The sequence below is a fragment of the Pseudomonas sp. S2_A02 genome, from assembly GCF_054668495.1.
Map to the genome: position 1 here is coordinate 2,721,604 of NZ_CP162776.1, position 23,169 is coordinate 2,744,772.

Consider the following 23,169-nt stretch of genomic DNA (forward strand, 5'->3'; position numbering starts at 1 on the left):
CGCACATGCAATGGGAAGTCGTGATCGGGCTGGAGATACACACCCAGCTCACCACCCGGTCGAAAATCTTTTCCGGTAGTTCCACCACCTTCGGTTCCGAGCCGAACACCCAGGCCAGCCTGGTTGACCTCGGCATGCCCGGCGTATTGCCGGTGCTGAACCAGGAAGCGGTGCGCATGGCGGTGATGTTCGGTCTGGCCATTGATGCCGAGATCGGTCAGCACAACGTGTTTGCCCGTAAAAACTATTTCTATCCGGACCTGCCCAAGGGCTACCAGATCAGTCAGATGGAATTGCCGATCGTCGGCAAGGGCCACCTGGACATCGCCATGGAAGACGGCACGATCAAACGTGTCGGTGTGACCCGTGCGCACCTGGAAGAAGACGCCGGCAAAAGCCTGCACGAAGAGTTCAACGGTGCCACCGGCATCGACCTGAACCGTGCCGGTACGCCGCTGCTGGAAATCGTTTCCGAGCCGGACATGCGCAGCGCCAAGGAAGCCGTGGCCTACGTCAAGACTGTCCACGCGCTGGTGCGTTACCTCGGCATCTGCGACGGCAACATGGCCGAAGGCTCGCTGCGTTGCGACTGCAACGTCTCGATCCGTCCAAAGGGCCAGGTTGAATTCGGTACACGCTGCGAGATCAAGAACGTCAACTCGTTCCGCTTCATCGAGAAGGCGATCAACAGCGAAGTGCAACGTCAGATCGAGCTGATCGAAGACGGCGGCAAGGTGATCCAGCAGACCCGTCTGTACGATCCGAACAAGGACGAAACCCGTCCGATGCGCAGCAAAGAGGAAGCCAACGACTACCGTTACTTCCCCGATCCGGACCTGCTGCCGGTGGTCATCGAGGACTCGTTCCTCGACGAGGTGCGCGCCACCCTGCCGGAACTGCCACCGCAGAAACGCGAGCGCTTCCAGGAACAGTTCGGTCTGTCGGTCTACGACGCCAGCGTCCTGGCCACCAGCCGCGAGCAAGCCGATTACTTCGAGAAAGTCGTGAGCATCGGCGGCGACGCCAAGTTGGCGGCCAACTGGGTGATGGTTGAACTGGGCAGCCTGTTGAACAAACAAGGCCTGGACATCGACCAGTCGCCGGTTTCGGCCGAGCAGCTGGGCGGCATGCTGCTGCGCATCAAGGACAACACCATCTCCGGCAAGATCGCCAAAGTGGTGTTTGAAGCGATGGCCAACGGCGAAGGCAGCGCGGACGAGATCATCGACAAGCGCGGCCTCAAGCAAGTCACCGACACCGGCGCAATCTCGGCGGTGCTGGACGAAATGCTCGCGGCCAACGCCGAGCAGGTCGAACAATACCGCGCGGCAGACGAAGCCAAACGCGGCAAAATGTTCGGCTTCTTCGTCGGCCAGGCCATGAAAGCCTCCAAAGGCAAGGCCAACCCGCAACAGGTCAACGAACTGCTTAAAAGCAAGCTCGAAGGCTAACCACAGTGATCGTTCCCACGCTCCCGCGTGGGAACGATCACTGGACGCCCTGCGTCCGCTTTTGTGACGCAGAGCGTCACGGGCTGCATTCCCACGCAGAGCGTGGGAACGATCATGGGGTCACCTAATGAAGCGTCTGCTCAGTGCCTGCGCCCTGCTCTCTCTGCTGGCCGGTTGTGCCAGTACGGATACCATCGATCCACACGGCTACGACAAGACCGGCGTAGCTTCGTATTACGGCGCCAAACACCATGGCAAACGCACCGCCAGCGGCGAGCGTTTCAATCAGCACGGCCTGACCGCCGCCCATCGCCAGTTGCCGTTCGGCACCCGAGTGAAGATTACCAACCTGAATAACGACAGGTCCTGCGTGGTGCGCGTCAACGACCGCGGGCCATACTCTCGTGGGCGCCTGATCGACGTGTCACGTGAAGCGGCCGAACAGTTGGGCATGCTGCGCAGTGGCACCGCGAAAGTTCGCGTGCAAGCCCTCGACGACTGAAAGACGGAGCGCTGACTATTTTCGGACTGGCCGATTTACCCCTGATCAGCGTGATTGAATTGTTCAGCGGTCTGTTTTTACTGATCGCCGGCGCCGAACTGATGGTGCGTGCCGCCGTGCGCCTGGCCGCGCGACTGCATGTGCGGCCGCTGATCATCGGCCTGACCATCGTGGCCCTCGGCAGCAGCGCACCGCAGATGGCGGTCAGTTTGCAAGCCACCCTGGCGCAAAACGCCGACATCGCCGTCGGCAGTGTGATCGGCAGCAGCATCTTCAACATCCTCGTCACCCTCGGGCTCTCGGCGCTGATTATTCCGCTGCGGGTTTCGCGGCAATTGGTGCGCCTGGACATCCCGCTGATGATCGGCGCCAGCCTGCTGGTATTCGTACTGGCATGGAACGAAGAACTAAACCGCACAGACGGCATTATTCTGCTGGGTGCGTTGGTGCTGTACCTGGGCTTGCTGCTGCGCCAGTCGCGGCACTCGACCCGTCCGCCATCGGGGGCGCATGAAGCGCCACAGGCACCGTGGTTCAGCAGCCTGCTGATGATCGTCGCCGGACTGGTGATGCTGGTGTTCGCCGGGCACTTGCTGCTCGGTGCCGCGGTGGCGGTCGCGACCGACCTGGGGTTGTCGGAGCGGATTATCGGTCTGACCATCGTCGCCGTCAGCACCTCCCTGCCGGAGCTGGCCACTTCGTTGATCGCCGCGTTGCGCGGTCAGCGGGACATCGCGGTGGGCAACGTGATCGGCAGCAACCTGTTCAACCTCTTGGGCGTGCTCGGGCTTACCGCATTGATCGCGCCATCGCCGTTGTCGGTCTCGCCCAACGCCCTGGATTTCGACCTACCGGTGATGCTCGGTGTCGCGGTGCTGTGCCTGCCGGTGTTCTATTCCGGCTACCGGGTGACTCGCGCCGAAGGCCTGCTGTTTCTGGGTTTGTACCTGGCCTATGGGCTGCACGTGGTGTCGTTCACCACGGGCATGCCGCTGGCCGGCAAGCTTGAACACCTGATGCTGTTTTTCGTCCTGCCGGCGCTGGGGGCGTTTTTGCTGTTCACGTCGCTGCGCGCCTGGCGTCGCCAACACCACAAGAGGGAATTGCCATGAGCACTGATAAAAAGCCTGGGGTTGAAGTCCGTCGCCAAGTGATGGGCGACGCTTTCGTCGACCGCGCCTTGGGCAATGCCACCGAATTCACCCAGCCGTTGCAGGATTTCGTCAACGAACACGCCTGGGGCGGTGTGTGGAATCGCGAAGGTTTGCCGCTGAAAACCCGCAGCCTGATCACCCTCGCCGCGCTGACTGCGTTGAAGTGCCCGCAAGAATTGAAAGGTCACGTGCGCGGTGCGCTGAACAACGGCTGCACCGTGGACGAAATTCGCGAGGCGCTGCTGCATTGCGCGGTGTATGCCGGCGTGCCGGCGGCGATCGATGCGTTCCGGGCGGCGCAGGAAGTGATTGATAGCTACCAGAAACCGGAGTAACAGCCTGGCGTTTGAAATGTTAGATAGATTGCTATCGCGAGCAGGCTCGCTCCCACATTTGGAATGCATTTCCCCTGTGGGAGCGAGCCTGCTCGCGATGAGGCCCTAAAAACAGCGCACATCTTGAAGCTAAATCCACCCACCCCACTGCAACAAAAAGATTCCGACGTTGGTGGTGACCGCCGCCATCAGCGTGGTAATCACGATGATCGCCGCCGCCAGTTCATGATTGCCATTGGCCTGCCGAGCCATGACGAAACTGGCCGCGGCGGTCGGGCTGCCGAAGTACAGAAACAGAATCCCCAACTCCGCCCCGCGAAAACCCCAGAGCCAGGCACCGAGTGTCGCCAGCACCGGCAGGCCGATCATCTTCACCAGGCTTGAACTCAGCGCCAGCGTGCCGCTTTTGCGCATCGCCGCCAGCGACAACGTGCCGCCGATACAGATCAACGCCAACGGCAAAGTAGTTTGTGCCAGGTACTGGCCGGACTTTTCCAGCCACCCTGGCAAACCGATTTCGAAATAGGCAAATGGCGCCGCCGCAAACACACTGATAATTAACGGATTGACCATCACACTTTTGCAGATGCTCCACGGATCAGACTTGATCACCGGGCTGTAGACCGCCAGTACGATGGTCGAAAGCGTGTTGTAGAACAGGATCACCAACGCCGCGAGAATGGCCCCGAGGGAAATCCCGTAGTCGCCGTACATGCTCGCCGCCAGGGCCAGACCGATAACGCCGTTGTTGCCGCGAAACGCGCCTTGGGTGTAGATGCCCCGGTCTTCCCGCGGGCATTTCCAGATCGCCCAGCCCCAGGCAATCGCAAAGCACAGCAGCGTAGCGACCGAGAAGTAGATCAGCAGCACCGGTTGCAGCGCCGCGTGCAGGTCGGCATGCAAGATGCCCAGAAACAGCAACGCCGGCATGGTGACGTTGAACACCAGGGCCGACGCGGTATGAATGAAATTGTCGTTGATCCAGTCGATGCGCTTGAGCAGCGCCCCCAGAAACAGCATGGCAAACACCGGCGCTGTGATGTTCAGGGTTTCGAGGAAAATAGCCAGCATGCCGGGAGAACCTTGGGTGGGCGTCGTTAGGGGGCTAATGATAAGCCACCAAGTCCCCTGCCGTCTGGTAGATCGCCATCGCGGGCAAGCCCGCTCCCACAGGTTTCAGTGTTGTTAATCAAATTTAGTGAACACCGAAGATCCCTGTGGGAGCGGGCTTGCCCGCGATGAACGATCACTCGGTCTCAGGTAATCGGCGCCGGGTTGAACAAGGTAATGTCGTTATGCAGCTTATGCTGCTCCGCCCACGTCTGTTTCTTGCCGCTGGCCACGTCCAGGTAGTAGTGGAACAACTCCCAGCCAAGGTCTTCAATCGACGCCCGCCCGGTGGCAATCCGCCCGGCATCGATGTCGATCAGGTCCGGCCAGCGTTGCGCCAGTTCTGTGCGGGTCGACACCTTCACCACCGGTGCCATCGCCAACCCATAAGGCGTACCCCGCCCGGTGGTGAACACATGCAGGTTCATCCCCGCCGCCAACTGCAACGTCCCGCAGACAAAATCACTGGCCGGGGTCGCGCAGAAAATCAGCCCTTTGCGTTTGAAGCGCTCGCCAGGGCCAAGCACCCCGTTGATCGCGCTGCTACCGGATTTGACGATCGAGCCCAGGGACTTCTCGACAATGTTCGACAAACCGCCCTTCTTGTTTCCCGGCGTGGTATTGGCGCTGCGATCCGCTTCGCCCTTGGCCAGGTAACGGTCGTACCAGTCCATTTCCCGCACCAGTTCCTGAGCCACTTCCTCGGTTTCTGCCCGGGACGTCAGCAGGTAAATCGCGTCCCGGACTTCGGTGACTTCGGAAAACATCACCGTCGCCCCCGCCCGCAACAACAGGTCCGAGGCATAACCGAGTGCCGGGTTGGCAGTGATACCAGAGAACGCATCGCTGCCGCCGCACTGCATGCCGAGGATCAGCTCGGACGCTGGCACGGTTTCCCGGCGACGCAGATCGAGCTTCTTCAAACGAGTCTCGGCCAGCGCCATGATCTGCTCGATCATCTCGGTAAAACCGTGGCTGGAATCCTGCAAGCGGTATAACCACGGCTCGCTTAAATCCACCGAACTGTCGTTCTCGTGCATCACCTGCCCGGCCTGCAATTTCTCGCAGCCCAGGCTGATCACCAGCGCTTCGCCACCCAGGTTCGGGTTGCGCGCCAGGTTGCGCACGGTACGAATCGGGATGTACGCATCGGTGGCGGTGATCGCCACACCACAGCCGTAACTGTGGGTCAGCGCCACCACGTCATCGACGTTCGGGTACTTGGGCAGCAACTCGTCCTTGATGCGCTTCACCGCGTGATCCAGCACGCCGGTGACGCATTGCACGGTGGTGGTGATGCCGAGAATGTTGCGCGTGCCGACGGTGCCGTCGGCGTTGCGATAACCCTCGAAGGTGAAGCCTTCCAGCGGTGCCTGCGCGACCGGCACTTCGGTGGACAGCGGCAGGCTGTCCAGCGGCGGCGCGGTCGGCATGCGCAGTTGATCTTCCTTGACCCAGCTGCCGCGAGGAATCGGCTGCAACGCGTAGCCAATGGTCTGGCCGTAACGAATCACCTGGCCACCCTCGGGAATGTCCTCGAGCGTGACCTTGTGGCTCTGCGGCACGAAATCCACGGTGACCAGGCCATCGGGGAATTCAGTGCCGGCCGGCACGCCCTGATCGTTGACCACGATCACCACATTGTCCCGCTCGTGCAGGCGGATGTAGCGCGGCGAGTCGGAATGTTCAATCAACTGCATGACGCCGCTCCTCAGGAATGCGCTTCAGATAACTTATTGTTGGTTTCAGGACCGCTGACTGGCGGCTCTTTGAGCACCACACGTTTGATCGGGCCAACGATCACCAGATAGCTGAAAACGGCTACCAGCGCGTTGCAACCGACGAACACTAGCGCCCACTTGAACGAGCCGGTGGAGCTGATGATGTAACCGATAACGATCGGCGTGGTGATCGACGCGATGTTGCCGAAGGTGTTGAACAGGCCACCGCTGAGACCGGCGATCTGTTTCGGCGAAGTATCGGACACCACCGCCCAGCCCAACGCACCCACGCCTTTGCCGAAAAACGCCAGGGCCATGAAGCCGACGACCATCCATTCAACGTCCACATAGTTGCAAGCCACGATGCTGCTGGAAACCAGCAGGCCAGCGATGATCGGCGCCTTGCGGGCGAAGGTCAGCGAATGGCCTTTACGCAGCAGGTAATCGGAAATCACCCCGCCGAGCACACCACCGATAAACCCGCAGATCGCCGGCAGCGAGGCAATGAAACCGGCCTTGAGGATGGTCATGCCGCGCTCCTGCACCAGGTACACCGGGAACCAGGTCAGGAAGAAATAAGTGATGCCGTTGATGCAATACTGGCCCAGATACACGCCGAGCATCATGCGGTTGGTCAGCAGTTGGCGGATGTAATCCCACTTCGGACCGTCGCCCTTTTTGCCTTTGCCTTTGTCCGAGTCCATGTCGACCATGCCGCCGTTGTCGGCGATGTGCTTGAACTCGGCGTCGTTGATCATCGGGTGTTGGCGCGGGCTGTGGATAACCTTCAGCCAGATCCCCGAGAAGATGATGCCGATTACGCCCATGACGATGAACACATGCTGCCAGCCGAAGGAATACACGATCCAGCCCATCAGCGGAGCGAACAACACGGTGGCGAAATATTGCGCCGAGTTGAAGATTGCAGACGCTGTCCCGCGTTCAGCGGTCGGGAACCAGGCCGCCACGATGCGTGCGTTGCCGGGGAAGGATGGCGCTTCGGCCAAGCCCACCAAAAAGCGCAGCATGAACAGCGCAACCACCGCCGTGGACATGCCGAACTCACCGACATAGCCCTGCAGCACGGTGAACAGCGACCAGGTGAAGATACTTAGCGCATAGACTTTTTTCGAACCGAAACGGTCCAGCAGCCAGCCACCGGGAATTTGCCCGGCCACATAGGCCCAACCGAATGCGGAGAAGATATAACCGAGGGTGACCGCGTCGATACCGAGGTCTTTTTGCAGGCTGGAGCCGGCGATTGCGATGGTGGCCCGGTCGGCGTAGTTGATCGTAGTCACCAGAAACAGCATGAGCAGGATCAAATAGCGGACGTGAGTCGGCTTGGTCGATTGCATTGTAGATGTACTCCCACTGATTATTTTTATGCGGGTAATAACAATTTCTTTGTCGTATCTGGCTTTTGTGGGAGCCGGGCTTGCCCGCGATGCAGGCACCGCGCAGAGTCAGTCTCAACGCGGTGATGCTATCGCAGGCAAGCCAGCTCCCACAGGTACTGCGGTGTATCAGGAACCGATGTAGGCAGTCTTCACGACCGTGTAGAACTCTTGCGCATAGCGACCTTGCTCACGTGATCCATAGGATGAACCTTTACGCCCACCGAACGGAACGTGGTAATCCACGCCGGCGGTCGGCAGGTTGACCATCACCATCCCGGCCTGGGAGTGGCGCTTGAAGTGGTTGGCATACTTCAGCGACGTGGTAGCGATGCCCGCCGACAGGCCGAACTCGGTGTCATTGGCCATGGCCAGCGCCGCCTCGTAATCGACGACGCGAACGATATTGGCCACCGGGCCGAAGATCTCTTCGCGGCTAATACGCATCGCCGCTGTGCTGTCGGCAAACAGCGTCGGCGCGAGGAAGTAGCCTTCGGTGTCGCACGTCACCAGACCACCGCCACTGACCAGACGCGCACCTTCGGACTGGCCGATGTCGATGTACTTCATGTCTTGTTCAAGCTGAGCCTGCGAGACGACCGGACCGATATCAGTGCCGGTTTTCAGCGCGTGGCCAACCTTGATCGACTTCATGCGCTCGGCCATGGCTTCGACGAATTTGTCGTGAATCCCGGCGGTGACGATGAAGCGGCTCGACGCGGTGCAACGCTGGCCGGTGGAATAGAACGCGCTCTGTACCGACAGCTCGACCGCTTGCTTGAGGTCGGCGTCATCGAGAATGATCTGCGGGTTCTTGCCGCCCATTTCCAGCTGAACCTTGGCCTGACGCGACACGCAGCTGACAGCGATCTGGCGACCCACGCCCACGGAACCGGTGAAGCTGATGCCATCGACTTTCGGGCTCTGCACCAGCGCATCGCCAACCACGCGACCGCTGCCCATCACCAGGTTGAACACGCCGGCCGGGAAGCCTGCGCGGGAGATGATTTCCGCCAGCGCCCAGGCACAGCCCGGAACCAGATCAGCAGGTTTCAGCACGACGCAGTTGCCGTAAGCCAGGGCCGGAGCGATTTTCCATGCAGGGATCGCGATCGGGAAGTTCCACGGGGTGATCAGGCCGACCACACCCAACGCTTCACGGGTCACTTCAACGTTGACACCCGGACGCACCGACGGCAAATAGTCGCCGGACAGGCGCAGGCATTCACCGGCGAAGAACTTGAAGATGTTGCCGGCGCGAGTCACCTCGCCGATGGCTTCGGGCAGAGTCTTTCCCTCTTCCCGGGCCAGCAAAGTGCCCAGCTCTTCGCGACGGGCGAGGATTTCAGTACCGACTTTATCCAGTGAATCGTGACGTGCCTGAATGCCCGAAGTGGACCAGGCCGGGAACGCGGCGCGAGCGGCGTCGATGGCGGCGTGGACCTGAGCCAGATCAGCCTTGGCGTAATCGCCGATGGTATCGGTCAGCTCGGACGGGTTGATGTTGGCGCAGTAATCACTGCCCGCCACCCATTCGCCGTTGATGTAGTTATCGAAACGCATTGAATCAGCCACGGGCTGCTCCTTTAAAAAGAAGTCCTCACGCAAAAAGCCGCTGATTGCTCAGCGGCCCTGGTTTTGTGGGGTGTTATTGCGCACCTTGCTTGTCGATCAGCGCGGCGAGCATTTCGTACTCTTCGCCCGTCAGATCGGTCAGCGGCGCACGCACAGGACCTGCGTCATAACCGGCGATTTTCGCCCCGGCCTTGACGATGCTCACAGCGTAACCGGCCTTGCGGTTACGGATGTCCAGGTACGGCAGGAAGAAGTCGTCGATGATCTTGCCGACGGTGGCGTGATCGTCGCGGGCGATGGCGTGGTAGAAATCCATCGCGGTTTTCGGGATGAAGTTGAACACCGCCGAGGAGTAAACCGGCACGCCCAGCGCCTTGTAAGCCGCGGCGTAGACTTCAGCGGTCGGCAAACCACCCAGGTAGCTGAAGCGATCACCGAGGCGGCGACGGATCGACACCATCAGCTCGATATCGCCCAGGCCATCCTTGTAACCGATCAGGTTCGGGCAGCGCTCGGCCAGACGTTCCAGCAAAGGAGCGGTCAAGCGGCAGACATTACGGTTGTAAACCACCACGCCGATTTTTACCGATTTGCATACCGCTTCAACGTGGTCGGCAACACCGTCCTGGCTGGCTTCGGTCAGGTAGTGCGGCAGCAGCAACAGGCCTTTGGCGCCCAAGCGCTCGGCTTCTTGAGCGTATTCGATGGCTTGACGAGTTGCGCCACCGACACCTGCAAGAATCGGCACGCTGGTGGCGCAAGTGTCGACGGCAGTCTTGATGATTTCCGAATATTCGCTGGCCGCCAGAGAGAAGAACTCACCGGTGCCGCCCGCGGCGAACAATGCCGAGGCGCCGTATGGGGCCAGCCATTCGAGACGTTTGATATAGCCCGCGCGATGGAAATCGCCCTGAGCATTGAAGTCGGTGACCGGGAATGACAGCAGGCCGGAGGAGAGGATGGACTTCAGTTCTTGTGGATTCATTATTCGAACACCCTGGGTAGCAACGTTGTGTGAGAAAACCGTTCAGCCTTCGCCGAAGTTGTAGGTCATCGTACAACTTAAAATACAACCGTCAACTGCATTTCATCGCGAGCCGCGAAATTTACGTCGGAAAAGGGACTGGAAACCGGCCAACGATAGATGCCCGGACAGTTGTGGATAAACGCGGGGCGGGCCTGGAGCCTTGCGCTGACATGCCTGGTCAAAATCGTTCTCGGCACGCTGCGAATGCGCCACGTACAGTGTGACCACTGCCATGAATGGATCGTGGCAGATTTCGCAAGGAGAGCGATTTCATGACTTTTGCCATCCCGGTTCTTCCCCGGTTCCCGTCTCATGCCCCCGACAAAGCAACCGTCAAACTGTCAAACTTGAATGATTCCTTGATCGTCCGCGTCCCGGATCCGAACGATATTCCGCCGAACTGGGATGTCTATCCAATCCTCGGGGCAGATACGGAAGCACCAGATTGGGAGGGCCTCGCAGAGCCTACCGGCGTCTGGGATGAGGCCAGTGACGATGTGGTAAAACGGAAGGGAATTGAGCTGCGAATTCCGAAAGCGGAACTGGAAAAGTACCGGAACACAGAAATTGAATTGCGTTACAAATTTGCGGATGAGTCTAGTCTGGAGCCGTGTTCGGAGTCCCTGAGACTGTACGTCGAAGCCTGACCCCTTTTCGCGTCTGACCGTTTACCGGTCAGGCGCATTTTAGTGTTGATCGTTCATCGATAAGACGTAATCAGCGCTGCGCCTGCGCTTCTTCATGCGCCTGGCGCAACCGCTCGCGGCTATTCGTCAAATGCAACCGCATCGCCGCCCGCGCCGCATCGGAATCCTGGCGGGCAATTGCGTCATAAATCTCTTCATGCTCGCGACTCAGTCGACTCATATAGTGCTGCTGATCATCATGGGCCAGACGCGCAGAATTCAGGCGCGTGCGCGGAATGATGCTGGTACCCAGGTGGGTCATGATGTCGGTGAAGTAGCGGTTGCCGGTGGCAAGGGCAATTTGCAGGTGGAACTGGAAGTCCGAAGCCACCGCATCGCTGGCGTGGGAGGCGCTTTCATTCAGCGCGTCCAGCGACGCTCGCATCAACGCCAACTGCTCAGGACTGCGGCGTTGCGCGGCAAGGCCGGCGGATTCCACTTCCAGGCTGATGCGCAATTCCAGAATCGCCAACACGTCGCGCAAGGTCACCACGGTGGCCGGATCGATACGGAAACCGCTCGGGCTTGGCGTGTCGAGCACGAAGGTGCCGATGCCGTGACGGGTTTCAACCTGCCCGGCGGCCTGCAAACGGGAAATCGCTTCGCGCACCACAGTGCGGCTGACGCCATGGGCATCCATGATCGCCGACTCGGTGGGCAACTTGTCGCCACGTTTGAGATGACCGTCGCGGATCTGCTCAGACAGCACCGTCACCAGCTCCTGAGCGAGGCTGCGGCGCTTGCGAGGGAGGCGAGGTGCGTCGATCGGGTTTTCCATGGTGAACGTCTGTCTCGAAAATTCGGCTGAATCCGCATCATAGCTCAACGCGGTTGTACGATCACCACCACTCCCTGTGGGAGCGTGGCTTGCCCGCGATGAACGATAACGCGGTTCTGCAGGTGAACCGCGTCGAGGCCATCGCGGGCAAGCCACGCTCCCACAGGTCAAGTGGTGTTTATGCGGTCACGGTTTGGTCCACCAGATGCCCATTTTCGATGCGCACATGCCGTGGATGGAAACGCTTCAGGCTGCTGCGATGCCCGACGCTGACGATGCTCAGCCCCGGCAATTCATCGATCAATGCCTGATACAGCGACGCTTCATCCTCTTCGTCCATCGCCGAGGTGGCTTCGTCCATGTACAGCCATTGCGGCGCATACAGCAGCGCACGGGCAAAGGCCAGACGTTGCTGCTCGCCCGGCGAGAGCATGCGCTGCCAGTGATTGGCTTCATCCAGACGCGATACCAGATGCGGCAAGCGACAGGTTTCCAGCACATGGACGTAACGCTCGTGCGGGTAGGTGTCGCCCGGCTGTGGATAACTCAGGACCTCGCGCAGGGTGCCAATCGGCAGATAGGGTTTTTGCGGCAGGAACAGATAACGCCCCATCGGCAGACGGATGCTGCCGTGGCCGGCCGGCCAAAGGTGCCCCATCGCCCGCAGCAACGTCGATTTGCCGCTGCCGGAACGACCGCTGAGCATGACGCGCTCGCCCTCCTCCACGGTCATGTCGGCGTTGGTCAGCAAGTGACGACCATCAGCGAGATCGAGGCCGAGGTTATGCACCCTCAATGCCGAGCCCTGATTCTGCACGTCGATGGCCGGTGCGCGTTCTTCATTGTCGGTCATGGCCTGGCGGAAACTCAGCAGACGATCACTCGTGGCGCGCCATGCCGCCAGATCCGTATACGCGTTGATGAACCAGCTGAAGTTCTCCTGCACGTTGCCAAAGGCCGAGTTGATTTGCATCAGCTCACCGAGTTCGATCTTGCCGGTGAAGTAACGCGGCGCCGCAACGATGAACGGGAAAATGATCGCGATCTGGCCATACCCCGAGGTGAAGAAAGTCAGGCGTTTGGACACGCGCATGATGTCCCAGAAGTTGTGCCAGACCAGCCCGAAGCGGTTGCTCAAGCGCCGGTTTTCGTTCGGCTCGCCGTTGTACAAGGCGATGCTTTCGGCGTTTTCGCGCACCCGCACCATGGAGAAACGCAGGTCGGCCTCAAAGCGCTGCTGGTTATTGTTCAGGCCGATCAACCGTTTGCCGATCAAGTGCGTCAGCCAACTGCCGACCATCGCATACACCAGCGCGCACCAGAACATGTAACCGGGAATGGTGAAACCAAGCACCTCGATGCTGCCCGAGACGCCCCACAAAATGATCGAGAACGACACCAGGCTCACCACGGTGCGGATCAGCCCGATACTGAGGCTCAGGGTCGTAGTGGTAAACGTGTTGAGGTCTTCGGAAATCCGCTGGTCCGGGTTATCGGTGTAACCGCCCTGCTCCAGCTGGTAGTAGTTCTTGTTGCCGAGCCAACGGGCGAAGTGTTTTTCGGTAAGCCACGCCCGCCAGCGGATGGTCAGCATCTGGGTCAGGTACAGACGATACACTGCGCCAAGGATCGCCACCGCCGCGATGCCGCAGAAGTACAGAATCAACTGCCAGAACGCCGCTTCGTCCTTCTTCTGCAAGGCGTTGTAAAAGTCCTTGTACCAACTGTTGAGCCACACTGAAATCGCCACGCTGAACAATGACAGCGCGATCACTGCGATCAGCAACGTCCAGGCCTTGCCCTTCTCTTCGCTGCGCCAGTAAGGCGTGGTCATCGCCCAGACTTTGCGAAAAAACTGCCCGCGCACAGCATCGTTGACCGCGGAATATTCAGCGTTCTGATTCATGGATAAGGCTCGATAAAGAAAAGAACACACACGGGCCGATCATAAATGATCGACCCGGCTTGTAACGAGGTGTGACAACAATTGTTCAGCGCCGGTTCAGCGACGGACCGGACGCTTTGCAGTTTGCGCTGCAGCGTGCGGCGGTGCATGCCCAAGGCGCGGGCAGTCGCGGAGATGTTGCCTTCGTGCTCGGTCAGTACGCGCTGGATGTGCTCCCACTGGAGACGGTCCACGGACATCGGGTTTTCCGGCACCAGCGTGTCGAGGTCGGCGTGCTCGGAGAGCAACGCGGCCAGCACGTCATCGGCGTCCGCCGGTTTGCACAGGTAATTGCAGGCACCGCGCTTGATCGCCTCGACGGCGGTGGCAATGCTCGAGTAACCGGTTAGGATCACCACGCGCATTTCCGGGTCGAGTTCGAGCAGTTTGGGCAGCAACACCAGACCCGAGTCGCCGTCCATTTTCAGATCAAGGGCGGCGTAATCCGGGATGTCGGCCTGGGCGATAGTCAGGCCTTCTTCGGCGGAACCTGCTGTGCTGACGCGAAAACCACGGCGGGCCATGGCGCGGGCCATCACGCGGGTAAAGGTTGCGTCGTCGTCTACCAGCAGCAAATGCGGCAGTTCTTCGCCTTCGACTTGGATCTCGTCACTCATGTTCGTCTCCTCGGGCGACACGGGGCAGGCGCAGCTCGGTAAGCGTGCCACCTTCCTCATGACTGTAGAGTTTCACTGAGCCGCCGGCGCGTGTCACGCTGGCCTTGCTCAAAAACAGGCCCAGGCCGAAACCTTTGCCCTTGGTGGTAAAAAACGGTTTGCCAATCTGCTCGGCAATGGCCAATGGCACGCCGGCGCCATGGTCGCGAATGCTGATGGTCAAATCCTCGGCATTCCAGTCCAGGGTCACTTGTAAGCCTTCGGGGCACGCATCGGCGGCGTTGTTCAGCAAATTCAGCAGGGCTTGGGTCAGGTCCGGCGGCGGCGCCATGCGCGGCACGGCCCCCTGGCCCAGGCGCTGGAAGCGATAACTGGCTTCCGGGCGCATCAGGTGCCAGCGGTTCAGGGCTTCGTCGAGCCAGTCAGTGACGTCCTGCATCTCCACCGCCAGACGACGATTGGCTTCCGCCGCCCGAACCAACTGCTGCAAGGTTTCTTTGCAGAGTTTGACCTGATCCTGCAGCACGCTCAAATCGTCCTGTAACAGCGGGTCGGGATGGTCCTGACGCATTTCCTTGAGCAACACGCTCATGGTCGCCAGCGGTGTGCCCAATTCATGGGCGGCGCCGGCAGCCTGGGTCGCGACGGCCAGCAATTGCTGATCGCGCAGGCCTTCTTCGCGACGAATGGCGCGCAGTTCCTCCTGACGACGCAGCTCTTCGGCCATCCGGGCGGCGAAGAACGTGATGACCGCTGCGGCCAGGGCGAAGCTCAGCCACATGCCGTAAATCTGCAAGTTCTCCCGGGCGATCGGGAACGTTTCCAGCGGATAGAACCGCGCCAACAGCAACGTATAAAGCGCCAACGCGATACCCGACAGAATCACCGAATATCGCCACGGCAGCGTCACGGCGGCAATGGTCAGCGGCACCAGGTAATAAGAGACGAACGGATTGGTCGAACCGCCGGAGAAGTACAGCAAGGCACTGTGGATAAACAGGTCGCAGGCCAGCTGCACGGCGTATTCGAGTTCGGTCACCGGCCACGACGTGCGTAGACGAATCGCGGTCAGCGCGCAGAGCACCATGGAAAAACCGAGGGTGATCGCCAATTGCAGCCAGGGTAACGGCAGCAGGTCGAACCAGTAGGCCAGGCCTACGGAACCGGCCTGAGCGGCCAACACCAACGTGCGGATGAACGTGAGTCGCCAGAGGTTCTGGCGAGTGGCGGAAGTGATTTGAACGGGGGCGAGCATGAGCTCTCCTGATGAGCGCTCCAGGCGGATCGCACGGAGTATAACCAAGCACGGGGTCTGGCAGGCAAAAGTGCGGCAAACGGCCACATGGCAGGAACGAATTGCGGCGTCTATGACGCCGCCATCGCGGGCAAGCCACGCTCCCACAATGGAATGCATTCCCCTGTGGGAGCGTGGCTTGCCCGCGATTGACCGCGCAGCGGTCACCTACGATCTATCTGTATAGAAGTTGTAACTGTGCGAACCGGACCATTGAAGCTAGAGTCTGATGGTTTCATGCAGGTTCGGACCTTAACCCCTGCGCATCGTCCAAGGAGCTTTTCATGCACACATTGCGCCGCAGCGCCGCCCTTCTTGCCTTAAGCGTTGGCACCGTCGTCAGCCTCCCGGCCCTGGCCGTCGACGAACTGCATTACAACCAGATCTCCCTGCGCGCCGAAGTCAGCCAGGAAGTGGCCCGCGACCTGATGATCGTGACCCTCTACACCGAAGAGCAAAACACCGACCCGGCCAAACTCGCCGCCGACGTCAGCACCACCATGAACAAAGCACTGGCCCAGGCTAAAGAAGTCAAAGACATCACCCTGCGTCAGGGCAGCCGCAACAGCTACCCGATCTACGACACCAAAGGCCAGAAAATCACCGGCTGGCGTGAACGCGCCGAACTGCGCCTGGAAAGCTCGGACTTCGCCGCCCTGTCCAAACTCACCGGCGAACTGCTCACCGACCTGAAAATGGGCGGCATGGACTTCGCCATCGCCACCCCAACCCGCAAGGCCAGCGAAGACGCCCTGCTCAAAGAAGCCGTGACCGCCTTCAAGTCCCGCGCCCAACTGGCCACCGACGCCCTGGGCGGCAAGAGCTACAAAATCGTCAACCTGAACCTCAACAGCAACGGTTATCCACAACCGTACATGCGCGGGCCGATGATGATGAAAGCTGCCGGCATGGATTCCGCGCCGGTGACTCCGGAAGTTGAAGCCGGTACCAGCCAGGTCAGCATGACGGCGGATGGGGCGATTGAAGTGTTGATGCAGTGATTCGATAAGCCGGACATGAAAAAACGGCGATCACCGAAGTGATCGCCGTTTTTTTGTGCCGGAAGAATCTGGTTAGTCAGTCCTGTGGTGAAAACACGACCGCCATCGCAGGCAAGCCAGCTCCCACAAGGTCATGCGACATTTCAAGATCTATGCAGAGCCTGTGGGAGCTGGCTTGCCTGCGATGAACGATGACGCGGTGATTCAGGATTAAGACTGCGGGTCGACATTATCCAGCGCCCGATTCACCGCCAATTCCGCCAGCATGATGATCTGTTGAATCGCCAATACTGTATTGCGCTGCGGGCCGATCAGGTTTGTGGCGAAATCACTGGCCAGGACACTGGCCGAGGCCAATGACTCGCAAGCTTGAACCAGAAGACTTTCAGTGTCGCTGTCCGGGGAAACCAGGAACATCGTGCTGGGGCGACGTGGTTTTGCGGCGTAAGGTTTGGGCGGATCGAGGTAGTAGTCGAGCGCACGTTTTATGGCTTCGCGGTCTTTGAGTAGTTCTTCGGTGCGCGAAGCTTCGGCGTTGGGTGTGGTGGTGTTGAAGGGTGGGTCGGGGATTAACTTATCCATAAAAACTCCTACTTATTGAGTGGGAGCCATCCGCTTGTCGTTTCCACACGACAAAGAGGTGGCAGCTGTACGCGGGGTGGAAAACCGGTAAGTAGGCACCCGGCCAGACCGAAGTCTGCCCACGCACAGCCGCCATAACGCAGTTTGCAGACGAAAGAAGACATCGGCAACGATTACGGTGGTGATGCAATGCAACTACTTAAGGTTCAGGTTTCCACACCTGCTCGCTGGTTTTGCAGCGACAGTCAAAGACTAGGGAGCCCGCTTCCGACGCACAACCTGAAAAACATGTGGGAAGGTTCTGATGTTTTTACCAACCAATAAACATCGTTGCCTGTAAGGCCGCCATCGCGGGCAAGCCCGCTCCCACAGTGGAGCGGTGTATGTCTGCAATGAATTGGTCGGCTGTCAGGCCGCCAAGATCAAAAGATCGCCGAGATTCCGAATGATCCAGGGTGTATGCCACAACAGAGGGGTCCCCCCTCAAAAAACGATATTTCCGCCCTCCCCACCAACAACGCTACCCTCAGGAAAACACCGCCGCCAAGCCCTCGGGGACTCCATGGAAAGAACCACCGTCAAACCACTTCTGCTCGCTCTCGCCCTAGCCACAACCGCACCACTTGCACAAGCCGCCCAAGCCGCCCAAGCCGCCACCACCCTGGTCTACTGCTCCGAAGCCAGCCCCGCCGGCTTCGACCCCAGCCAATACACCAGCGGCACCGACTTCGACGCCTCCGCCGAAACCGTCTTCAACCGCCTCACTCAATTCACACGCGGCGGCACCGAAGTCGAGCCCGGATTAGCGACAAGTTGGGATGTGAGCAAGGACGGTCTCACCTACACCTTCCACCTGCGCGACGGCGTGAAGTTCCACACCACCGATTACTTCACCCCGACCCGCGACTTCAACGCCGATGACGTGTTGTTCACCTTCCAGCGCCTGCTCGACCCGCAGAATGCGTTCCGTAAAGCCTACCCCGCCGAGTCGCCGTACTTCACCGACATGGGCCTGAACACCACGATCAAAAGCATCGACAAACTCGACGACCACACCGTGCGCTTCAGCCTGAACAACATCGACGCCGCGTTCGTGCAAAACCTCGCCATGAGTTTCGCCTCGGTGCAATCCGCCGAATACGCCGCGCAATTGTTGAAAGAAGGCAAAGCCGCCGACCTCAACCAGAAACCGGTCGGCACCGGCCCCTTCGTGTTCAAGCGCTATCAAAAGGACTCGCAGATCCGCTACGCGGCCAACAAGGCCTACTGGAAACCCGAGGACGTGAAACTCGATAACCTGATTTTCTCGATCACCCCGGACGCCGCAGTGCGCTTACAGAAGCTCAAGGCCGGCGAGTGCCAGGTCAGCGGCTACCCGCGCCCGGCAGACATTGAAGTGATGGAGAAAGACCCGAATCTGATCGTGCTCAAGCAGGCCGGTTTCAACCTTGGCTTCCTCGCCTACAACGTAACCCATCCACCGCTGGATCAACTCAAGGTCCGTCAGGCCCTGGACATGGCAATCGACAAACCGGCGATCATCAAGGCCGTCTACCAGAGTGCCGGGCAACTGGCGCAGAACGCTTTGCCGCCAGCGCAATGGTCCTATGACCCGAGTATCAAAGACGCACCGCACGACCCGACCAAAGCCCGCGCGCTGCTGAAAGAAGCAGGGGTTGCGCCCGGTACCACCATCGATTTGTGGGCCATGACCGTGCAGCGCGCCTCCAACCCCAACGCGCGAATGTCGGCGCAGATGATCCAGCAGGATTGGGAGAAAGTCGGCATCAAGGCCAACATCGTCAGCTATGAATGGGGCGAGTACATCAAGCGCGCCAAGAATGGCGAACACGACGCCATGATCTACGGTTGGACCGGCGACAACGGTGACCCGGACAACTGGCTCGGCGTGCTCTATAGCTGCGCCGCCGTGAAAGGCAGCAACTACGCCAAGTGGTGCGACCCGGTCTACGACAAACTGGTGCAGCAAGCCAAGGTGTCCACGGACAAACAGCAGCGGGTCAATCTGTACCAACAGGCACAGCAAATCCTTAAGCAACAGGTGCCAATTACACCGATTGCGAATTCGACGGTGTTCCAGCCACTGCGCAAGGAAGTGACCGACTTCAAGATCAGCCCGTTCGGCCTCACACCCTTCTATGGAGTGGGTATAAATAAGTAACACCAGGCTCCAACCGGGTGCGCGAGACGCCCCCGGTTGCCCCTTATCGGTGCGCGATTTGCACCGTAAAAAACCTGCGCAAATGGTCAAATACTTCAGTATTTATACATATGCGACATTAAGGTACGTTCGTTCCACTGTTTAAGGTTTGTGGCCATTCAGGATCTTGCATTGGGTATGGCCCCTGCATAAGTATCCGCAGGTCGACTCACGAGGTCGTCCTCTAATTCCAAAAATGACAACAATCATGAGGCCACCATGCTTAAACACGCGGTCATTCCGTTTTTAGTCGGCGCAAGCTTATTAGCCAGCGCACCTTTCGCCGTCGCTGCGACTAACCTGGTGTTTTGCTCCGAAGGGAGCCCGGCCGGTTTTGATCCTGGTCAGTACACCACCGGAACCGACTTCGACGCCTCTGCAGAAACCATGTTCAACCGCCTGACTCAGTTCGAGCGCGGCGGTACCGCCGTTATTCCTGGCCTGGCAACCAAGTGGGACATTTCCGATGACGGCCTGACTTACACCTTCCACCTGCGTGAAGGCGTCAAGTTCCACACCACCCCGTACTTCAAGCCAACTCGTGAGTTCAACGCCGACGACGTGCTGTTCACCTTTAATCGCATGATTAACAAGGATGACCCGTTCCGCAAAGCGTACCCGACTGAATTCCCGTACTTCACCGACATGGGGATGGATACCAACATCACCAAGATCGATAAAGTCGACGACAAAACCGTCAAGTTCACCCTCAAAGAAGTTGATGCCGCGTTCATTCAGAACATGGCCATGAGTTTCGCCTCAGTCCAGTCCGCCGAGTACGCTGCCCAGCTGCTCAAGGAAGGCAAAGCCGCCGACATCAACCAGAAGCCGGTCGGTACTGGCCCGTTCGTATTCAAGAGCTACCAGAAAGACTCCAACATCCGCTACACCGGGAACAAGGACTACTGGAAGCCTGACGACGTGAAGATCGACAACTTGATCTTCGCCATCACCACCGACCCGTCGGTGCGTATTCAGAAGCTGAAGAAGAACGAGTGCCAGATCACGCTGTTCCCACGTCCGGCCGACCTGAAGGCGCTGCAAGAAGACAAGACGTTGAAGGTGCCTAACCAGGCTGGTTTCAACCTGGGTTACATCGCCTACAACGTGATGGACAAGGTCAAGGGCAGCAACGAGCCGAACCCGCTGGCCGACCTGCGAGTTCGTCAGGCGCTGGACATGGCAGTCAACAAGCCGCAGATCATCGACTCGGTTTATCAGGGTGCAGGCCAACTGGCCGTCAACGCCATGCCGCCGACCCAATGGTCCTACGACACCACCATCAAGGATGCGCCATACAACCCTGAGAAAGCCAAAGCGCTGCTCAAGGAAGCTGGCGTCAAGGAAGGCACCGAAATCGTTCTGTGGGCGATGCCGGTACAGCGTCCGTACAACCCGAACGCCAAGCTGATGGCTGAAATGCTGCAGTCCGACTGGAAGAAGATCGGCCTGAACGTCAAGATCACCAGCTACGAATGGGGCGAGTACATCAAACGCTCCAAAGGCGGCGAGAACCAGGCGATGATCATCGGCTGGAGCGGCGACAATGGTGACCCGGACAACTGGCTGAACGTGCTGTTCGGTTGCGACTCGCTGAGCGGCAACAACTTCTCCAAGTGGTGCGACAAGAAATTCGACGGCATCGTCAAGGAAGCCAAGCGCACTACCGATCAGGCCAAGCGCACCGAACTGTACAAGCAGGCGCAACACGTCCTCAAAGACGCCGTTCCAATGACACCTATCGCTCACTCGACGGTGTTCCAACCCATGCGCGACAACGTGCAGGACTTCAAGATCAGCCCGTTTGGCTTGAACTCCTTCTACGGCGTCAGCGTCAGCAAATAAGAAAAGGCAGCGGCGACGTTTTCAGCGTCGCCGCTGCTTTTTTCTGCCGAGAATCTAGGAATTTGCCTACATCCAAATCCGCTGTCTCGTACAGCAGGACTTAGGACGCGTTGCCTTTTCCTACGAGTCTTTAGGACTCAGCGCATTTACTGCCAGACCCACGGCCCCTACCGTCGGGCTCTGACCAGTGACTGTGTGGGCTATCGGTTTGCTGCCCGTATTGGTTTGAACTCAATGCAGCCACAACGTCCCCGGACGGGATCGCGGCGCATTGAATAACACTACAAAAAGAGGGAGCGTCATGCGCCATACCTTGGTTTTATCCGCATTGCTGAGCACCGGCCTGCTGGCCGTCACTTCCATGAGCCAGGCCGCCAATAACAGCCTGGTGTTCTGCTCCGAAGGCAGCCCCGCCGGTTTCGACACGGCGCAGTACACCACTGCGACCGATAACGACGCCGCCGAGCCGCTGTACAACCGATTGGCAGAGTTTGAAAAAGGCGCCACCAACGTCGTACCAGGTCTGGCAACGAGCTGGGATATTTCCGAGGACGGCCTCAAGTACACCTTTCACCTGCGCGAAGGGGTGAAGTTTCACACGACCAAATACTTCACACCGACCCGCGATTTCAACGCCGATGATGTGCTGTTCACCTTCAATCGCATGCTCGATCCGCAGCAACCCTTCCGTAAGGCTTATCCGACCGAGTTCCCGTATTTCAACGGGATGAGCCTGAACAAGAACATCGCCAAGGTCGAGAAGACCGGGCCACTGACCGTGGTGATGACGCTCAACAGCGTCGACGCCGCGTTCATCCAGAACATCGCCATGAGCTTTGCCGCGATCCTTTCCGCCGAATACGCCGACCAGTTGCTGACCTCCGGCAAGCCGAGCGACATCAACCAGAAGCCGATCGGCACTGGCCCGTTCGTGTTCAAGAGCTACCAGAAAGATTCCAACATCCGTTACAGCGGCAACAAACAGTACTGGGACCCGAGCCGGGTCAAGCTCGACAACCTGATTTTCGCCATCAACACCGATGCTTCGGTGCGCGTGCAGAAACTCAAGGCCAACGAATGCCAGATCACCCTGCACCCGCGCCCGGCCGACGTAACCGCGTTGAAAAACGATCCGAAACTGCAACTGATCGAGAAGCCCGGCTTCAACCTCGGTTACATCGCCTATAACGTGCGGCACAAACCATTCGATCAGCTCGAAGTGCGCCAGGCGCTGGACATGGCGGTGAACAAGCGAGGCATTCTCAACGCCGTCTATCAAGGCGCCGGCCAACTGGCGGTCAACGCCATGCCACCGACCCAATGGTCCTACGACGAAACGATTAAAGACGCCGCCTATAACCCGGAAAAAGCCAAGGAACTACTCAAGGCTGCCGGCGTGAAGGAAGGCACTGAAATCACTCTCTGGGCCATGCCGGTTCAGCGTCCGTATAACCCCAACGCCAAGCTGATGGCCGAAATGCTCCAGGCGGATTGGGCGAAGATCGGCCTCAAGGTCAAGATCGTCAGCTACGAATGGGGCGAGTACATCAAGCGCACCAAGAACGGCGAGCACGACATCAGCCTGATCGGCTGGACCGGTGACAATGGTGATCCGGACAACTGGCTCGGCACGCTTTACAGCTGCGATGCCATTGGCGGCAACAACTACTCCATGTGGTGTGATCCGGCTTACGACAAGCTGATCAAGCAGGCCAAGGTCGTGACCGATCGCGACCAGCGCACCGTGCTCTACAAACAGGCGCAGCAGTACCTCAAGCAGCAGGTACCGATCACGCCGGTCGCCCACTCGACGGTCAACCAGCCGTTGAGCGCCAAAGTCGAAGGATTCAAGGTGAGTCCTTTCGGTCGTAACGTGTTCTCGGGCGTCAGTATCGACCAATAACCAATTAGCCAGAACGCTGGGGGTG

General features: G+C 59.2%; 18 protein-coding genes and 1 pseudogene. 9 read left to right on the forward strand and 10 right to left on the reverse strand.

Annotated features, from left to right (window positions below):
* The first annotated feature begins 5 nt into the window (after nt 1-5).
* The 4 genes from gatB to AB4O41_RS12620 all read left to right on the forward strand — a co-directional run bounded on the left by gatB (nt 6) and on the right by AB4O41_RS12620 (nt 3,442).
* On the forward strand, nt 6-1,451 hold the full coding sequence (gatB, locus tag AB4O41_RS12605) for an Asp-tRNA(Asn)/Glu-tRNA(Gln) amidotransferase subunit GatB (protein WP_460147939.1): 1,446 nt from the start codon (nt 6-8) through the stop codon (nt 1,449-1,451).
* Between the two features lie 127 nt (nt 1,452-1,578).
* The gene (locus AB4O41_RS12610; protein ID WP_123355900.1) at nt 1,579-1,953 is read left to right on the forward strand and encodes a septal ring lytic transglycosylase RlpA family protein; all 375 of its coding nucleotides are present in this window, start codon (nt 1,579-1,581) and stop codon (nt 1,951-1,953) included.
* 50 nt (nt 1,954-2,003) lie between these two features.
* Entirely contained in the window at nt 2,004-3,065 is a 1,062-nt protein-coding gene (locus AB4O41_RS12615) for a calcium/sodium antiporter (RefSeq protein WP_460147940.1), read from the forward strand.
* Nucleotides 3,062-3,442: a carboxymuconolactone decarboxylase family protein gene (locus tag AB4O41_RS12620; protein WP_460147941.1), complete on the forward strand. Its 381-nt coding sequence runs from the start codon at nt 3,062-3,064 to the stop codon at nt 3,440-3,442. Before AB4O41_RS12615 ends, AB4O41_RS12620 begins: the two co-directional genes overlap by 4 nt.
* 129 nt (nt 3,443-3,571) lie before the next feature.
* Here the strand turns inward: AB4O41_RS12620 and AB4O41_RS12625 are convergent, their stop codons facing one another.
* From AB4O41_RS12625 to kdgD, 5 genes are all read right to left on the reverse strand, one after another.
* On the reverse strand, nt 3,572-4,513 hold the full coding sequence (locus tag AB4O41_RS12625) for an AEC family transporter (RefSeq protein WP_460147942.1): 942 nt from the start codon (nt 4,511-4,513) through the stop codon (nt 3,572-3,574).
* Between the two features lie 185 nt (nt 4,514-4,698).
* Entirely contained in the window at nt 4,699-6,252 is a 1,554-nt protein-coding gene (gene garD, locus AB4O41_RS12630; protein ID WP_460147943.1) for a galactarate dehydratase, read from the reverse strand.
* An 11-nt stretch (nt 6,253-6,263) separates the two neighbouring features.
* On the reverse strand, nt 6,264-7,631 hold the full coding sequence (locus AB4O41_RS12635) for an MFS transporter (RefSeq protein ID WP_123355908.1): 1,368 nt from the start codon (nt 7,629-7,631) through the stop codon (nt 6,264-6,266).
* Nucleotides 7,632-7,799: 168 nt separating this feature from the next.
* The gene (locus tag AB4O41_RS12640) at nt 7,800-9,245 is read right to left on the reverse strand and encodes an aldehyde dehydrogenase family protein (RefSeq protein ID WP_460147944.1); all 1,446 of its coding nucleotides are present in this window, start codon (nt 9,243-9,245) and stop codon (nt 7,800-7,802) included.
* A gap of 73 nt (nt 9,246-9,318) precedes the next feature.
* Nucleotides 9,319-10,230, reverse strand: coding sequence for a 5-dehydro-4-deoxyglucarate dehydratase (gene kdgD / locus AB4O41_RS12645; RefSeq protein ID WP_460147945.1), 912 nt, complete (start codon nt 10,228-10,230; stop codon nt 9,319-9,321).
* 314 nt (nt 10,231-10,544) lie between these two features.
* Between kdgD and AB4O41_RS12650 the strand changes: the two genes are divergently transcribed.
* A complete protein-coding gene (locus tag AB4O41_RS12650; protein WP_460147946.1) occupies nt 10,545-10,919 on the forward strand; it encodes a hypothetical protein in 375 nt (124 codons plus the stop codon).
* Between the two features lie 70 nt (nt 10,920-10,989).
* On the opposite strand, the gene AB4O41_RS12655 is transcribed toward AB4O41_RS12650, so the two are convergent.
* From AB4O41_RS12655 to AB4O41_RS12670, 4 genes and pseudogenes are all read right to left on the reverse strand, one after another.
* Entirely contained in the window at nt 10,990-11,736 is a 747-nt protein-coding gene (locus AB4O41_RS12655) for a FadR/GntR family transcriptional regulator (RefSeq protein WP_460147947.1), read from the reverse strand.
* Between the two features lie 178 nt (nt 11,737-11,914).
* Nucleotides 11,915-13,642 (reverse strand): ABC transporter ATP-binding protein/permease, encoded by a 1,728-nt coding sequence (locus tag AB4O41_RS12660; protein ID WP_460147948.1) that lies wholly within the window; start codon nt 13,640-13,642, stop codon nt 11,915-11,917.
* Between the two features lie 96 nt (nt 13,643-13,738).
* Nucleotides 13,739-14,298 (reverse strand): annotated as a pseudogene (locus AB4O41_RS12665) (response regulator transcription factor).
* On the reverse strand, nt 14,291-15,553 hold the full coding sequence (locus AB4O41_RS12670; protein WP_460147949.1) for an ATP-binding protein: 1,263 nt from the start codon (nt 15,551-15,553) through the stop codon (nt 14,291-14,293). Before AB4O41_RS12670 ends, AB4O41_RS12665 begins: the two are co-directional and overlap by 8 nt.
* A 323-nt stretch (nt 15,554-15,876) precedes the next feature.
* Between AB4O41_RS12670 and AB4O41_RS12675 the strand changes: the two genes are divergently transcribed.
* Complete coding sequence (locus AB4O41_RS12675; RefSeq protein WP_038978941.1) at nt 15,877-16,593, forward strand: SIMPL domain-containing protein; 717 nt, start codon at nt 15,877-15,879, stop codon at nt 16,591-16,593.
* Between the two features lie 210 nt (nt 16,594-16,803).
* On the opposite strand, the gene AB4O41_RS12680 is transcribed toward AB4O41_RS12675, so the two are convergent.
* On the reverse strand, nt 16,804-17,175 hold the full coding sequence (locus AB4O41_RS12680) for a DUF6124 family protein (RefSeq protein WP_367374158.1): 372 nt from the start codon (nt 17,173-17,175) through the stop codon (nt 16,804-16,806).
* A 562-nt stretch (nt 17,176-17,737) separates the two neighbouring features.
* On the opposite strand from AB4O41_RS12680, the gene AB4O41_RS12685 reads away from it, so the two are divergent.
* The 3 genes from AB4O41_RS12685 to AB4O41_RS12695 all read left to right on the forward strand — a co-directional run bounded on the left by AB4O41_RS12685 (nt 17,738) and on the right by AB4O41_RS12695 (nt 23,144).
* On the forward strand, nt 17,738-19,357 hold the full coding sequence (locus AB4O41_RS12685; protein ID WP_460147950.1) for an ABC transporter substrate-binding protein: 1,620 nt from the start codon (nt 17,738-17,740) through the stop codon (nt 19,355-19,357).
* Nucleotides 19,358-19,615: 258 nt separating this feature from the next.
* Nucleotides 19,616-21,241, forward strand: a complete 1,626-nt coding sequence (locus tag AB4O41_RS12690) for an ABC transporter substrate-binding protein (RefSeq protein WP_460147951.1) — start codon at nt 19,616-19,618, stop codon at nt 21,239-21,241.
* A gap of 301 nt (nt 21,242-21,542) precedes the next feature.
* Nucleotides 21,543-23,144, forward strand: coding sequence for an ABC transporter substrate-binding protein (locus tag AB4O41_RS12695; RefSeq protein WP_460147952.1), 1,602 nt, complete (start codon nt 21,543-21,545; stop codon nt 23,142-23,144).
* Nucleotides 23,145-23,169: the final 25 nt, after the last annotated feature.